Origin of the sequence: Jeongeupia chitinilytica (genome assembly GCF_014652315.1) — a bacterium.
GTDB lineage: Bacteria > Pseudomonadota > Gammaproteobacteria > Burkholderiales > Chitinibacteraceae > Jeongeupia > Jeongeupia chitinilytica.
Genome location: NZ_BMYO01000007.1, coordinates 59,785 through 73,697 on the forward strand (window position 1 = coordinate 59,785; position 13,913 = coordinate 73,697).

Genomic DNA, 13,913 nt, shown 5'->3' on the forward strand with positions numbered 1-13,913 from the left:
GTGGGCATGAAACGACTTCTGATGACGCTGTCGGCCGGCCTGACGCTGGCCGGTTGCGCGGTGCCGGAGCCGCCGCAAAGCCAGACCCTGTACAAGCAGGCACTGACCGAGCTGGGGCAGCGCGAGCATTGGCAGGCCGGCGCCAACGCCGGTGCGGTCAGCGGCGACTGGGTGGCGCAGTTCAACGACCCGACCTTGAGCGCGCTGGTGAAAGAGGCGCTGGCCGCCAATCGCAACGTGCAGGCGGCCGCAACCCGACTCGATGCGGCGCGGGCGCAGGTTACGGTCGACAGCGCCGACACGCTGCCTTCGGTCAATCTGGGCGGGCGTGCCGGCGTCAAGGCCGACAACAGCCAGGGCGGCCTCAACGGCGCCAACATCAGTGCCAGCTGGGAGCTGGACCTGTGGGGCCGGGTGCGGGCACAGGCAAGGGGCAGTCAGGCACAGTACGCGTCGGTCGAGGCCGACTATTATTGGGCACAGCAGTCGCTGGCGGCCGATGTCGCCCAGTACTGGTTCAGCGCGCTCGAGCTGAGCCGCAGACTGGCATTGCAGCAAAGCTGGGTGGCGCAACAGCGCAAGCTGGTCGCGCTGACCGAACAGCGGGTGACCACCGGTATCGTTGCCGCCACCGAGGCCACCGACCAGCAGCTCAAGCTGCAGGCCGGCGAGCGCAAGGAAGCCGAGATCGCATTGGCACGCAAACAGAACCTGCAGGCGCTGGAACTGTTGCTGGGCCGCTATCCGGCCGGTGAACTGAACGATCGCGCCGGCTTGCCGGCACTGCCCGACACACCGGCGCAGGGAACGCCGACGCAGTTGCTCGAACGCCGCCCCGACGTGATCGCCGCCGAGCGCCGCGTTGCCGCGGCGTTCTACCGCACCGAGGAAGCCAAGGCGGCACGGCTGCCCAAGGTGTCGCTGTCGGCCGGCTTGTCTTACATCGAAAGCGACCTGTTCGTGCTCAAGGACTTCAGCAATCCGACCGGCGGCGGCGCGATCAGCCTGCTGGCGCCGATCTTCAACGCCGGCGCGCTGCAGGCGCAGGTCGATACGTTCTCGGCCAAACAGCGCGAGGCGGTGCTGAACTACGGCCAGACGGCGATGAGCGCGATCCGCGAGGTCGAATCGAGCCTGTCGAGCGAGTCGTCGCTGGCGAAACAGCACGACCTGCTGAAACGCGACCTGGTTGCTCAGACCAAGCAGGTGCAGGCGGAAACGGTGCGGGTGCGGGTCGGTTCGCGCAGCCCGCTGAACCTGCTGGCGCGGCAGCAACTGGCGACCGAAACCGAAATGGCCGAGGTCGGTGTCCGGGCTGCGCAATTGCGGCAGCGGGTCTCGACCTATCTGGCGCTGGGCGGCCCGTTCGTGGCCAGCCCGGCGGGTGGCGACAGCTAGTCCCGACGGTGGAGGCTACGGCCTCCACCGTTTGCCGGGCACTTGAATTCAGCGCATTTGCCCTCACTTGCGCCTGCATCGTGATGTTTTGCAGGGAGCAAGCCATGAGCACCGAACACAAATCTGAAAATCTAGCCGCCGAACACGAAGTCGCGGTCACACAAGACGAAGTGCAGGGTGTCGATTTCGAGGCACAGCTGTCGGCTGCGCTGACCGATCTCGACCGTGCGCGCCAGGACGTGCTGTACGCCAAGGCCGAAATGGACAATGTCCGCCGCCGTGCCGCCGAGGAGAACGACAAGGCGCGCAAGTTTGCCGTCGAAAAGTTCGCCCGCGAGCTGCTGTCGGTAAAGGATGCAATGGAAATGGCGCTGCTCGACCAGTCGGGCAATTTCGACGCGCTGAAGATGGGCGTCGACCTGACGAACAAGGCGCTGGTGTCGGCATTCGAGAAGTTCGAACTCATCGAAGTGGCGCCGGCCGTCGGCGACAAGCTCGACCCGAACGTGCACCAGGCGATCTCGACGGAACCGGCCCAGCAGGAGCCGAACACCATCGTTCGCGTGCTGCAGAAGGGCTATACCCTGTCGGGTCGCGTACTGCGTCCGGCCATGGTCATCGTCGCCGCGGCCTGAGTCCGTACGCAGGACCGCCCGTGTCGCCGCAGCAAACCGGCCTGTCGCAGGCCCTTGGCATTCGCGCGATCGGCAGTGCCGATTTCGACCGCCGCATTCTGGAGGCCGGCGACGCGCTGGCGGTGGTGTTCGTCTGGGCGAGCTCCTGCTTCAACTGCGGCGTCGCCCAGCGCGAGTTGCTGGCCGCTGCCGACGAGGTGAGGGCGCTTGGCCTTGCCTGGTTCGAGGCCGGTGCCCACGCCGATCCGGAACTTGCGACGCGCTTCGTACTGCATGGCACGCCCAGCTTCTTTTTCCTGCACCGCGGCTTCACGCTCGGGCGGATGACGGGCTGGCGCGGGCTGGACGGACTGAAGATCGCCGTTGCGGCGGCCCGGACCAAGATGGGCTCTTGAAAACCCGAACGACATCCCCACTTGGCCAACAAGGTTATTCAAATCGATGGTCTCGCCAAGGCGGGACCGACTTATTGGAAGGAAACGGAACATGGCAAAAATCATCGGTATTGACCTGGGTACGACCAACTCCTGCGTGGCCGTGTTTGAAAACGGCCAGCCGAAGGTGATCGAGAACGCCGAAGGCACGCGCACCACGCCGTCGATCATCGCTTACCAGGAAGACGGCGAGATCCTCGTCGGTGCACCGGCGAAGCGTCAGGCGGTCACCAACCCGAAGAACACGCTGTACGCAGTGAAGCGCCTGATCGGCCGCCGCTTCGAAGACAAGGAAGTGCAGAAGGACATCGACCTGATGCCGTTCAGCATCGTCAAGGCCGACAACGGCGACGCCTGGGTGTCGGTGCGCGACAAGAAAATGGCGCCGCCGCAGATCAGCGCCGAAGTGCTGCGCAAGATGAAGAAGACCGCCGAAGACTATCTCGGCGAAGAAGTGACCGAAGCCGTCGTCACCGTGCCGGCGTACTTCAACGACGCGCAACGTCAGGCGACCAAGGACGCAGGCCGCATCGCCGGTCTGGAAGTGAAGCGCATCATCAACGAGCCGACCGCTGCCGCACTGGCCTTCGGCATGGACAAGCACGAGAAGGGCGACAGCAAGATCGCGGTCTATGACCTCGGCGGTGGTACCTTCGACATCTCGATCATCGAAATCGCCGATGTCGACGGCGACAAGCAGTTCGAAGTGCTTGCGACCAACGGTGACACCTTCCTCGGCGGCGAAGACTTCGACCAGCGCCTGATCGACTACATCATCGGCGAGTTCCAGAAGGAACAGGGCATCAACCTGAAGCAGGACGTGATGGCGCTGCAACGGCTGAAGGAAGCCGCGGAAAAGGCCAAGATCGAACTGTCGTCGGCGGCCCAGACCGAAATCAACCTGCCGTACATCACCATGGACGCGACCGGTCCGAAGCACCTGGTGCTGAAGATCACCCGCGCCAAGTTCGAGTCGCTGGTCGACGACCTGATCGAGCGTTCGATCGAGCCGTGCCGCATCGCACTGAAGGACGCCGGCCTCAAGGTGTCGGACATCCATGACGTCATCCTCGTCGGCGGCCAGACCCGCATGCCGAAGGTGATGGAAAAGGTGAAGGAGTTCTTCGGCAAGGAAGCGCGTCGCGACGTGAACCCGGACGAAGCCGTGGCCGTCGGTGCCGCGATCCAGGGTTCGGTGCTGTCGGGCGACCGCAAGGACGTGCTGCTGCTGGACGTGACCCCGCTGAGCCTCGGCATCGAAACGCTGGGCGGCATCATGACCAAGCTGATCCAGAAGAACACCACGATTCCGACCAAGGCATCGCAGACGTTCTCGACCGCCGACGACAACCAGAACGCCGTGACCATTCACGTGCTGCAGGGCGAGCGTGAGAAGGCCGCAGCGAACAAGAGCCTCGGCCAGTTCAACCTGTCGGACATTCCGCCGGCGCCGCGCGGTACGCCGCAGATCGAAGTCACCTTCGACATCGACGCCAACGGCATCCTGCACGTGTCGGCCAAGGACAAGGCGACCGGCAAGGAAAACAAGATCAAGATCCAGGCATCGTCGGGTCTGTCGGAAGACGAGATCAACCGCATGGTCAAGGACGCCGAGCTGAACGCCGAAGAGGACAAGAAGCTGGCCGAACTCGTCGGTGCGCGCAATCAGGGCGACGCGATGATCCACTCGGTGAAGAAGTCGCTGACCGAATTCGGCGACAAGATCTCCGCCGAGGAAAAGACCGCGATCGAAACCGCGATCAAGGACCTCGAGGAAGTCGTGCAGGGCGACGACAAGGAAGTCATCGAAGCCAAGACCAATGCGCTGATGCAGGCAAGCCACAAGCTGGCCGAGCAGATGTATGCGCAACAGGGCGGTGACGCTGGCGCGGCCGGTGCTGCAGGCGCCCAGGCTGGCGACGACAAGAAGGATGACGGCAATGTCGTCGATGCCGAGTTCACCGAAGTGAAAGACAACAAGTAATCCGGCTGCTGCATTAGAAAAAGGCACTTCGGCGCGCGCAGCGGGCCGTCGTGCCTTTTTGCTTAGGTGAGATCATGTCCAAAAAAGATTTTTACGATGTGCTGGGCGTCAATCGCGATGCGTCGGACGACGACATCAAGAAGGCCTATCGCAAGCTGGCGATGAAGTACCATCCGGACCGCAATCCGGACAGCAAGGAAGCCGAAGAGAAGTTCAAGGAGGCCAAGGAGGCCTACGAGATCCTCTCCGAACCGCAGAAACGCGCGGCCTACGACCAGTACGGCCATGCCGGGGTCGACCCGCAGGCCGGCATGGGCGGTGGCTTCGGCGGCGGCGCCGGCGGTTTTGCCGATGCGTTCTCCGACATTTTCGGCGACATTTTCGGTGGTGGTCAGCGCGGTGGCGGCGGACGGTCCAACGTCTACCGCGGGGCCGACCTGCGCTACAACATGGAAATCTCGCTCGAAGAGGCCGCGCGCGGCGTCGAGAAGCAGATCAAGATCCCGTCGCACGACGAGTGCGAGCTCTGCCACGGTTCCGGTGCCAAGCCCGGCACCGAGGCCAAGACCTGCCACACCTGCGGTGGCGTCGGTCAGGTGCGGGTGTCGCAGGGCTTCTTCAGCATCCAGCAAACGTGCCCGACCTGCCACGGCAGCGGCAAGTACATTCCCGATCCGTGCCGCAATTGCCACGGTACCGGCCGCGTGCAGTCGAACAAGACGCTGGCGGTGAAGATTCCGGCCGGTGTCGACGAGGGCGACCGCATCCGCCTGTCCGGCGAAGGCGAACCGGGCGTCAACGGCGGCCCGCCGGGCGACCTGTACGTGGTGGTGCACCTGAAGTCGCACTCGGTGTTCGAGCGCGAAGGCAACGACCTGCATTGCGAAATGCCGATCAGCATTACCGTGGCGGCACTGGGCGGCGAGATCGAGATCCCGACGCTCGACAACAAGGCGCGGATCTCGATTCCGGCCGGCACCCAGACCGGACAGGTGTTCCGCTTGCGCGGCAAGGGCATCAAGGGCGTCCGCAGCGCGATCACCGGTGACCTGATGTGCCATGTGGTGATCGAGACGCCGGTCAGCCTGACCAGTCGTCAGAAGGAGTTGCTGCGCGAGTTCGACGAGATCAGCCAGGGTGAGCCTGGCAAGCACAACCCGCGCGAGAAGTCGTTCATGGACAAGGTGAAGGACTTCTTCTCCTGATCCTGTCGCTGCCGGTGCGGCCTTCGTCTCGCTGGCTTCGCGCCAGCAAGACGAATCCTTGCCGGACCTGACCGGATGCCGGTCAACAAAAAGGCTGCCCGAGGGCAGCCTTTTTGCTTGATGACGGGCGCGGATTACTTGATCAGGCGGATGTTGAACGGCAGCACGCAGGGCTGGCCGTTGCTGGCCTTGACGGCGCCGATGATGCAGAAGATCAGCTGCGCGATGACCATGATGCCGATCAGCAGGAAGCCGATCAGCACGATGGTCAGCACCTGGCCGATCAGCGTCAGCAGCAGCATCGTGATTGCCCAGTTCAGCGCTTCCTTGCTGTGCTCCTGCAGGAAGGCATCGTCCTTCTTCAGCAGGTAGACGATCAGCGCCGGAACGAAGCTGAAGAAAATCGTACCGATCCAGACCAGCACGGCAAAGGTCTGGCTGTTCTTGTCGGCGGGGCCGATCGGGCGGGGGAAGTCGGTCATGGCGGTCTCCTTTTTGTTCGAAAAGCCGTTCGAAACGACGATGCCCCGCGGGCGGGGCATCGTCGGGATCGTCATTGCACGGTTCAGCGTGTCAGTGTACCGGTCGGCGAGATCATCGTCAGCTCGACAAAGTTGCTGCCGGTGCGTTTCTTGTCGCCGAAATCGATGATGAAGCCGCCAAGGTCGTAACGCTTGAGCGAGGTCAGGCCGTTGTAGACCGCCGAGCGCGTCGGGCTCTTGCCGGCGCGCTTGAGTGCTTCGACGACCAGCCGGGCCGACAGGTAGCCTTCCATGACCGCATACGACGGCACGTCACCATTCCTCAGCACTGCGGCGGCATCCTGCTGGAACTCGCGCACGAAGCGCAGTTGCTCGTTGCGCGGATAGGGCAGTACTTCGGAAATCCCCAGACCGTGCGCTTCCTTCTTGCCGACGGTCTGGATCACTTCCTCGAACTGGATCGGCGACAGCCCGTAAAGCTGGGCGGTGCCGCCGGCAGCGCGGAACTGTTTGACGAAGGTGGCGGCCGGTTTGGAGACGGTGATCAGCACTACCGCTTCCGGATTGGCCTTCGCCAGTTCCTTGGCGGCCTTGCCGGTGTCGCCGGTGTTGCGGTCGTACCAGGCTTCGCCGGCCAGTGTCAGGTTGCGCTTGGCAAGTGCGTCCTTCAGCGCGCCGTAGCCGGCCTGGCCGTAGCCGTCCTGCTGCGCGATGACGCCGATCCGGGTGACGCCGAGGTTGCCGGCCAGCAGGTTGACGATGCGGTCGACCTCCTGGCGGTAGCTGGCACGGGTATGGAAGACGAACAGGCTGCTGCTGGGCGCGCGCAGTACGTCGGCGCCCGAGTGCACGCCAACGAGTGCGATGCCGGCATTGTCGAGCACCTTGGATTTCTCGAGCTCGGTCATCGTGGCGGTACCGTAGTACGACACCAGTGCGATTGCGCCTTCCTTGTCGATCAGGTCGCGGGTATTGGCGATGGTGCGCTTCGGATCGTAGCCGTCATCGCGGACGAGGTGGTTGATCGGTTCGCCGTTGATGCCGCCATTGGCGTTGACGCGCGAGAAGTACAGCGAGGCACCGAGCGCCAGCGCCTTGCCGGTATTGGCGACGAGGCCGGTGGTCGGCACCGACTGGCCGATGATGATATCGGCCTGGGCGAGCGGGGACAGCGCCAGCGCGGCTCCCAGTAGCAACTTGCGCAACACGGCGGTCTCCTCGTTTTGATGTCGGCCCATCTTAAATTAGCGCGTGCTGGCAGACAAACCGCGCGGGTACGTGCATCGACATGGCGCAACATTGCTGTCCGGACGCGATGTTATAGTGGGGCCATCGACAACCCGACAGCGGATGGCGCCCATGCGGCGAGGCGTTTACGCAGGCAGTTTTGACCCGGTGACCAACGGTCATCTGTGGATGATCGAGCATGGCGTGCAGCTCTTCGACGAGATGATCATCGCGATCGGCGAGAATCCGGACAAGCGCTATACGTTCTCGCAGGACGAACGTCTGGCGATGCTGCGCGAAACCACGGCGCATCTGCCCAACCTGCGGGTCGAAACCTTCGAAAACCGCTTTCTGGTCGACTATGCCCGCGAGGAAGGCGCGCACTACATCCTGCGCGGGATCCGCGAGGCGGCCGACTACGAGTTCGAACGCAAGATGCGCTACGTGAATGCCGATCTGGCGCCGCACATCGATACCGTCTTCCTGATGCCGCCACGCGAGATTGCCGAAATCAGCTCGACCATGGTCAAGGGGCTGGTCGGGCCGCACGGCTGGGAGGGTGTGGTACGCCAGTACGTGCCGACTGCGGTGTTCGAGCGCCTGCTGCACTGGCAGGCGCAAGGCTAGCCGAACGCGGGTTTCTTCCGGTGGGGCTGCAAGGCGACGACTGGTATCGTTTCAGCTGACGCATGGTTTCTGTCGAGTCACTGCGTTTCGGGGCAATTGAACGTTTCTTTACCGCATTCAGCACGTGTTTTGCCGATGATGGCTGCCGTTCTGCCTGACTGCTTGCGCTGGCGGCCCGACCGGTTCTCCGCCGTCCATCCGGACTTGTATTGTTGCGTGGCACTCTTCGCAAATGTCGGGGTCATAGCAGGACCTCAACGAGGAGGACTGTAACAATGCGTGCTCTCACCAAGTGGATTGCCTTCTGCATGGCCAGTTTGTTTTCGGCAGCGGCGTTTGCCGCCATGGTTGCACCCAACGATATTCCGACCAGCGATCACGGTTCGGGAATCGACCAGAGCAACTGGTTGCAAAAACAGGCCGGCCCGGGTAGCAACGACGGCGGTAGTGGCGGTGGTCGCGGTGGTGGCGGTTTGTCTGGCGGCCATGGCGGCATGTAGGACCTGGTGTTTTCGTGACCATCAACAAGGCGGCCCGTGGCCGCCTTTTCTACGTCCGGCAAGCGGAGTGCATCCGGTAGAATGCGGCTTTACCTTCTCGCCGACCGCCGTCCGATGAGTGACCTTTCCAGCTACAAGAACCGCCTTGCCAAGAATGCCAAGCACTGGGGCAAGTGGGCCCGCCGTCAGGGCATCCAGTGCTACCGGCTGTACGACCGCGACGTGCCCGAGTTTCCGGTGGTTGTCGACTGGTACGCCGGCAAGGTGCATCTGGCCGAGGTCGAAACCGGCTGGGTACAGACCGAGGAAGACCACGAGGCATGGCTGGCCGAGCTCTGGTATGCCACCGGCGAAGCGCTTGGCATTCCCGAAGACGAAATTTCGGTCAAGCTGCGCCGGCGCCAGAAGGGTGAGGCGCAGTATGAAAAAACCGGCAACGAGGGGGACGAATTCGTCGTCGAGGAAGACGGGCTCAAGTTCATCGTCAACCTCGATGCCTATCTCGATACCGGACTGTTCCTCGACCACCGCAATACCCGCAAGCGCGTGCGCGGCGAAGCCGCCGGCAAGCGCATGCTCAACCTCTTCTGCTACACCGGCGCGTTTTCGGTTTACGCGGCGGCCGGTGGCGCGCGCGAGACCGTGTCGGTCGACCTGTCGAACACGTATCTGGCCTGGGCCAAACGCAATCTGGCCGAAAACGGCCTCGACACCGCTGCGCATACCCAGGTGCGGGCCGACGTGCTGCAGTGGCTCGGCGACGCCGAGCGTGCCGGCGAGAAGTTCGACCTGATCGTCTGCGATCCGCCGTCGTTTTCGAACTCGAAGAAAATGGCCGGCATTCTCGACGTCCAGCGCGACCAGCGCTATCTGGTCGAAACGGCGCTGGACCTGCTCAACCCCGGCGGCGTGCTGTACTTCTCGAACAACCTGCGCCGCTTCAAGCTCGACGAAGCGCTGGCGCCGCTGTGCGAGGACATCTCGGCCGAATCGGTGCCGGAGGACTTCCGCAACAAGCGCATCCACCAGTGCTTCCGCTTCGTGAAGGCGTGAGTACCGGACATCCGCGAATCGAATCCGCACAAGCCATGAATCCGTACTACAACGAACCGCTGGTCTTCGTCGACCTCGAAACGACCGGTGCGACCCCGGCCAGCGACCGGATCACCGAGGTGGGCATCGTTCAGGTCGATGCCGACGGCGTGCGGACCTGGTCCAGCCTCGTCAATCCGCAACAGCCGATTCCGCCCTTCATCCAGCGGCTGACCGGCATCGACGACGCCATGGTCGCCAGCGCGCCGACGTTTGCCGAGCTGGCCGAAACGGTGCTGGCGAAGCTGCAGGGGCGGGTGTTCGTGGCGCACAACGCGCGCTTCGACTACGGCTTCCTGAAGCAGGAATTCCAGCGACTGGGGCTGCGTTTCTCGGCGCCGGTGCTGTGCACGGTCAAGCTGTCGCGCAAGCTGTACCCGAACGAATTCAAGCACAGCCTCGACGCGCTGGTTGCCCGCCACGGCCTGACGGTCGACGGCGAGCGCCACCGCGCGCTGAGCGATGCCCGTCTGCTGCCGGCCTTTCTCGACGCGGCACTGCGCGACCATCCGGCTGCGGCGCTGCAGCAGGCCATCGCCGAACTGCTGCGCCAACCGCGCATTCCGGCCGGGGTGGATCCGGCGGTGGTCGACGAGCTGCCCGAAACCGGCGGTTGCTACACTTTCTATGCGGCCGACGGCGCGCCGCTGCTGGTCGGGCGCAGTCCCAACCTCCGCAAGCGGGTGCTGCAGCATTTTGCCGCGGATGCCCGCAAACCGCGCGAGCTGGAAATGCTGGCCCGGCTGGCCCGCATCGACTGGCAGGAGGCGAGCGGTGATTTCGGCGCAATGGTCGACGAGGCCAGACTGATCCGCACGCTCAAGCCGGCCTACAACCCGCGGCCGAAGAAAAGCACCGCGGCCTGCGTGCTGCAACTGCACGAGCACGATGGAGCACTGGTGCCGGCCATCGTCGAACTGGCTGCGCTCGGTGAGGTCGAGCCGCGGTGCGACTTCGTCTTCGGGCCGTTCCGGGCCCGCCGCGATGCGCAGCGGCTGCTGGAGAAACTCGCCGACGGCACCGGCCTGTGCCGGAAGGTGCTGGGGCTCGAGGGGGGCGCGCCGTACGCAGCGACAAGCGGACCATGCAGTGCCCAGCCACCGGGGCGCTGCCGTGGCGCCTGCGTCGGTCGCGAGCCGCTGGCGACGCACAACGCGCGGCTGTTGTCGCTGCTCGCCAAGCACCGCTTTGCCGAGTGGCCCTATTCGGGCCCGGTCGGCTTGAGCGAGGGGCCGGACTGGGCGCCGGAGATTCATGTCATCGACCGCTGGTGCCATCTGGGACGCATCCGGTCGATCGACGAACTGCCCGGGCTGCTGGCCGAAGCGCCGCGCGAGTTCGATTACGATGCCTACAAGCTGATCGCGTTCGAACTCAAGCGCCGTGCCGGCCAGGTCTTGCGCTTCTAGTCCGCCAGCGCCCAGTCTGCCGCGGCCTGGGCATGGATCAGCGCGGTATCGAACAGCGGCAGCGTGCAGTCGTCGCGGCTGACCAGCAAGCCGATTTCGGTGCAGCCCAACACGATGGCGCTGGCGCCGCGCGCAGCCAGTCTGGCCATTTCTTCGCGATACAACGCGCGGCTGGCTTCGGCAAATACCCCCTTGCACAGCTCGTCGTAGATCACGTCGTGGATGCGCTCGCGTCCGCCGGCATCGGGAACCAGCGTGGCGATGCCGTGTTCGGCCAGCCGGCCGGTATAGAAGTCCTGTTCCATCGTGTAGCGGGTGCCGAGCAGGCCAACGGTGGTATGCCCGCCGGCCCGCAGGCGGGCCGCGGTCGCGTCGGCAATGTGCAGCAGCGGCAGGACGGCCTGCACGTCGGCGGCGACCTTGTGCATGGTGTTGGCACCGATCAGCACGATGCCGGCACCGGCTGCCCGCAAGCGCCGTGCCGAACCGGCGAGCAACTCGCCTGCCGCGGCCCAGTCTCCGCGCTGCTGCAACGGCACCAGCTCGGCAAAGTCGATCGAGTCGACGACGATGCGCGCACCGTGTACGCCGCCGAGGCGGCGGGCGACACTGCGGTTGATTTCCTGGTAGTAGACGACGGTCGACTCCCAGCTCATGCCGCCGATCAGGCCGATGGTTTTCATGCCGCGCTCCGTTGTTCGAACCTCTCCAGCATCGCCGATCGCACGACGTACGGACAGGCACAGCGCATGCGCGGCCGGAGCAAAACAAAACGGCTGCCGAGGCAGCCGTTCCGTGCGGTGACGCATCCCGATCAGCCGAGAACGGCCTTGATGTCGTCGCCTTCGGTCAGCGTGTACTTGGTCGGGTTTTCGAGCAGCTTGCCACCGTCGAAGCGGCTGACCTTGTAGATCGTGCCGAACGAGAAGGTCGGCGCCGCCGCACCCTGGCCGCCGCAGACTTCGGCGCCGCGACGAACATTGTCGGCCATCCAGCCCGGCAGGCGCAGGTGGTAAGGGTTGCGACGCACTTCCTCGACGTGGCAGGCCAGCGCGGCGATCAGGTCGGCAGTGTCGCTGGTGCTGGTCGCGATCAGCGCATTCGGGGCGTCCATCTGGCGCCAGAACTCGCTCTGCGCGACGGTGCACGCATGGCCGGCCTGCTTGAGTGCATCGACGACCAGGTAATGGGTGCCGATGTGTGCCGAATGGTAGTCGTTGTCGTGCGGGCAGACACAGACCGCCGGCCGGTACTGCTCGATCAGGGCCGCGAGCACGTTGACCTTCTCTGCCCACGCGACCGGGTCTTCGGCACGGGTCTTGGGCGAGACGCCCATCAGGCCGCCCGGGATGGTTTCCTGCAGTTCCCAGCCGAGCAGTGCGCAGGCGTTCGACACTTCGACCCAGCGTTCCGGCTGGCGCTTGAGGTTCGACCCCTGGGTGACGGCGACGTTGACGACGCGGAAACCGGCTTCGCGGCCCAAGCGCAGCGGCAGCGCACCGATGATGCATTCATCGTCCGGGTGCGGGGCGAAAATCATCACGACCGGCGCGTCGGCTGCCGGCGCGGCACGGGCGGGCAGATTCAGGCCGTCGAGCGAGGCGTACAGCGGGGCATCCTGTTTTTGCAACAGCGCGTCGTGCGCTTGAACCAGATCGAGATAAGCGTGACTCATGCGGGGCTCCGTTCGGGGGAAACAGCTTATTGTGCAAAGCCAAAAGTATAGAGACTTTGCCGGGCACGAACCATGGCCGCTTGCACCGCCGTTGTGCTGGATCAGAGGCGCGCGGTCGGCGCTGGCCGGGGGCCGGCGGAATCGGGGGCATAATGGCGGTTTGCCACTATGCTGTGCGTCATGCTGCGCTATTTCCATACCTCGTTTGCCGTCACCGCCATCGGCCTCGGACTGGCATGGGTGATCGGCGGCTGGGCCGGGCTCTGGGTCACGTTCAATCTGGCCCTGCTCGAAACCAGCCTGTCGTTCGACAATGCCGTCGTCAACGCCTCGATCCTGAAACACTGGGATGAAAAATGGCGTCGCCGCTTCCTGCTCTGGGGGATGCTGGTGGCCGTGTTCGGCATGCGCCTGCTGTTTCCCCTGGTCATCGTCGGCGTGATCGCGCAGGCGTCGCCGCTGCCCGGGCCGATCTCGTTGTACGAGTGGGCGGTGAACGGGCACTGGCCGGCCAGCGACGTCCTGACGATGGCGGTCATGCGCCCCGATCACTATGCGGCGACGCTGACGTCGGCGCACATCGAAGTGACTGCCTTCGGCGGTGCCTTCCTGATGATGGTGTTCTGGGCGTTCTTCCTGAACCGCGAAAAGCGCGAACACTGGATCAAGCCGCTCGAGGCCGGACTTGCACACATCGGCCGGTTGAACATGGCGGCGGCCATCCTGTCGCTGGCGGTGCTGCTGGCGCTGGCGAGCGAGTTGCCCGAGCACGAGGCCTACCGTTTCCTTTCCGCCGGCCTGTGGGGTGTGGTGGTCTACGCCGTTGTCGAGAGCCTGGGCGCGTTGCTGGGCGACGACGGCGCGGCAGCCAAGACGGGCTGGTCCGGTTTCATCTATCTCGAACTGCTCGATGCGTCGTTTTCGTTCGACGGCGTGCTCGGGGCGTTTGCGCTGACCAAGAACATTTTCCTGATCGTGATCGGGCTCGGCGTCGGCGCGATGTTCGTTCGCAGCTTCACGATCCTGCTGGTCGAGAAGGGCACGCTGTCGACCTTGCGTTACCTCGAGCACGGCGCATTCTGGGCGATCGGTTCGCTCGCGGCGGTGATGCTGCTTGCCCCGTTGCTCGACGTCCCCGAAGCGCTGACCGGCGGCATCGCGGCGGTGCTGATCATTGCCGCTGCCCTGCACTCGTGGTGGCTGAACCGGCGCGAGGCCGACCGCAAATGAAAAACGGCCCCGCGG

Annotated in this window: 14 protein-coding genes; 10 read left to right on the forward strand and 4 right to left on the reverse strand. The window is 64.5% G+C overall.

The window, feature by feature from the left end; genetic code table 11:
* Positions 1-6 precede the first annotated feature (6 nt).
* The 5 genes from IE097_RS13205 (at position 7) to dnaJ (ending at position 5,656) form a co-directional block, all read left to right on the forward strand.
* On the forward strand, positions 7-1,398 hold the full coding sequence (locus tag IE097_RS13205; RefSeq protein WP_189461326.1) for an efflux transporter outer membrane subunit: 1,392 nt from the start codon (positions 7-9) through the stop codon (positions 1,396-1,398).
* Positions 1,399-1,502: 104 nt separating this feature from the next.
* A complete protein-coding gene (gene grpE, locus IE097_RS13210) occupies positions 1,503-2,033 on the forward strand; it encodes a nucleotide exchange factor GrpE (RefSeq protein WP_189461327.1) in 531 nt (176 codons plus the stop codon).
* 20 nt (positions 2,034-2,053) lie between these two features.
* The gene (locus IE097_RS13215; protein WP_189461328.1) at positions 2,054-2,428 is read left to right on the forward strand and encodes a thioredoxin family protein; all 375 of its coding nucleotides are present in this window, start codon (positions 2,054-2,056) and stop codon (positions 2,426-2,428) included.
* Between the two features lie 91 nt (positions 2,429-2,519).
* Positions 2,520-4,451, forward strand: a complete 1,932-nt coding sequence (gene dnaK / locus IE097_RS13220; RefSeq protein WP_189461329.1) for a molecular chaperone DnaK — start codon at positions 2,520-2,522, stop codon at positions 4,449-4,451.
* A gap of 74 nt (positions 4,452-4,525) precedes the next feature.
* Complete coding sequence (gene dnaJ / locus IE097_RS13225) at positions 4,526-5,656, forward strand: molecular chaperone DnaJ (RefSeq protein ID WP_189461330.1); 1,131 nt, start codon at positions 4,526-4,528, stop codon at positions 5,654-5,656.
* Between the two features lie 134 nt (positions 5,657-5,790).
* Here dnaJ and IE097_RS13230 read toward each other — a convergent pair whose 3' ends face one another.
* Positions 5,791-6,138, reverse strand: a complete 348-nt coding sequence (locus IE097_RS13230) for a DUF4870 domain-containing protein (RefSeq protein WP_189461331.1) — start codon at positions 6,136-6,138, stop codon at positions 5,791-5,793.
* 83 nt (positions 6,139-6,221) lie between these two features.
* Entirely contained in the window at positions 6,222-7,346 is a 1,125-nt protein-coding gene (locus IE097_RS13235; RefSeq protein ID WP_189461332.1) for an ABC transporter substrate-binding protein, read from the reverse strand.
* Between the two features lie 151 nt (positions 7,347-7,497).
* On the opposite strand from IE097_RS13235, the gene coaD reads away from it, so the two are divergent.
* From coaD to IE097_RS13255, 4 genes are all read left to right on the forward strand, one after another.
* Positions 7,498-7,992, forward strand: a complete 495-nt coding sequence (gene coaD / locus IE097_RS13240; RefSeq protein ID WP_189461333.1) for a pantetheine-phosphate adenylyltransferase — start codon at positions 7,498-7,500, stop codon at positions 7,990-7,992.
* A 275-nt stretch (positions 7,993-8,267) separates the two neighbouring features.
* Positions 8,268-8,492, forward strand: a complete 225-nt coding sequence (locus IE097_RS13245; protein WP_189461334.1) for a hypothetical protein — start codon at positions 8,268-8,270, stop codon at positions 8,490-8,492.
* 114 nt (positions 8,493-8,606) lie between these two features.
* Entirely contained in the window at positions 8,607-9,545 is a 939-nt protein-coding gene (locus IE097_RS13250; protein ID WP_189461335.1) for a class I SAM-dependent methyltransferase, read from the forward strand.
* A gap of 35 nt (positions 9,546-9,580) precedes the next feature.
* The gene (locus IE097_RS13255) at positions 9,581-10,993 is read left to right on the forward strand and encodes an exonuclease domain-containing protein (protein WP_189461336.1); all 1,413 of its coding nucleotides are present in this window, start codon (positions 9,581-9,583) and stop codon (positions 10,991-10,993) included.
* On the opposite strand, the gene IE097_RS13260 is transcribed toward IE097_RS13255, so the two are convergent.
* Together IE097_RS13260 and IE097_RS13265 are read right to left on the reverse strand one after the other, a co-directional pair.
* Positions 10,990-11,676, reverse strand: coding sequence for an aspartate/glutamate racemase family protein (locus IE097_RS13260; protein ID WP_189461337.1), 687 nt, complete (start codon positions 11,674-11,676; stop codon positions 10,990-10,992). The genes IE097_RS13255 and IE097_RS13260 overlap by 4 nt on opposite strands.
* Before the next feature lie 131 nt (positions 11,677-11,807).
* Positions 11,808-12,668 carry a PIG-L deacetylase family protein gene (locus IE097_RS13265; protein ID WP_189461338.1) on the reverse strand — a complete coding sequence of 287 codons (861 nt, stop codon included), beginning with the start codon at positions 12,666-12,668 and terminating at the stop codon, positions 11,808-11,810.
* A 180-nt stretch (positions 12,669-12,848) separates the two neighbouring features.
* On the opposite strand from IE097_RS13265, the gene IE097_RS13270 reads away from it, so the two are divergent.
* Positions 12,849-13,898: a DUF475 domain-containing protein gene (locus tag IE097_RS13270; protein ID WP_189461339.1), complete on the forward strand. Its 1,050-nt coding sequence runs from the start codon at positions 12,849-12,851 to the stop codon at positions 13,896-13,898.
* The last annotated feature ends 15 nt before the right edge of the window (positions 13,899-13,913 follow it).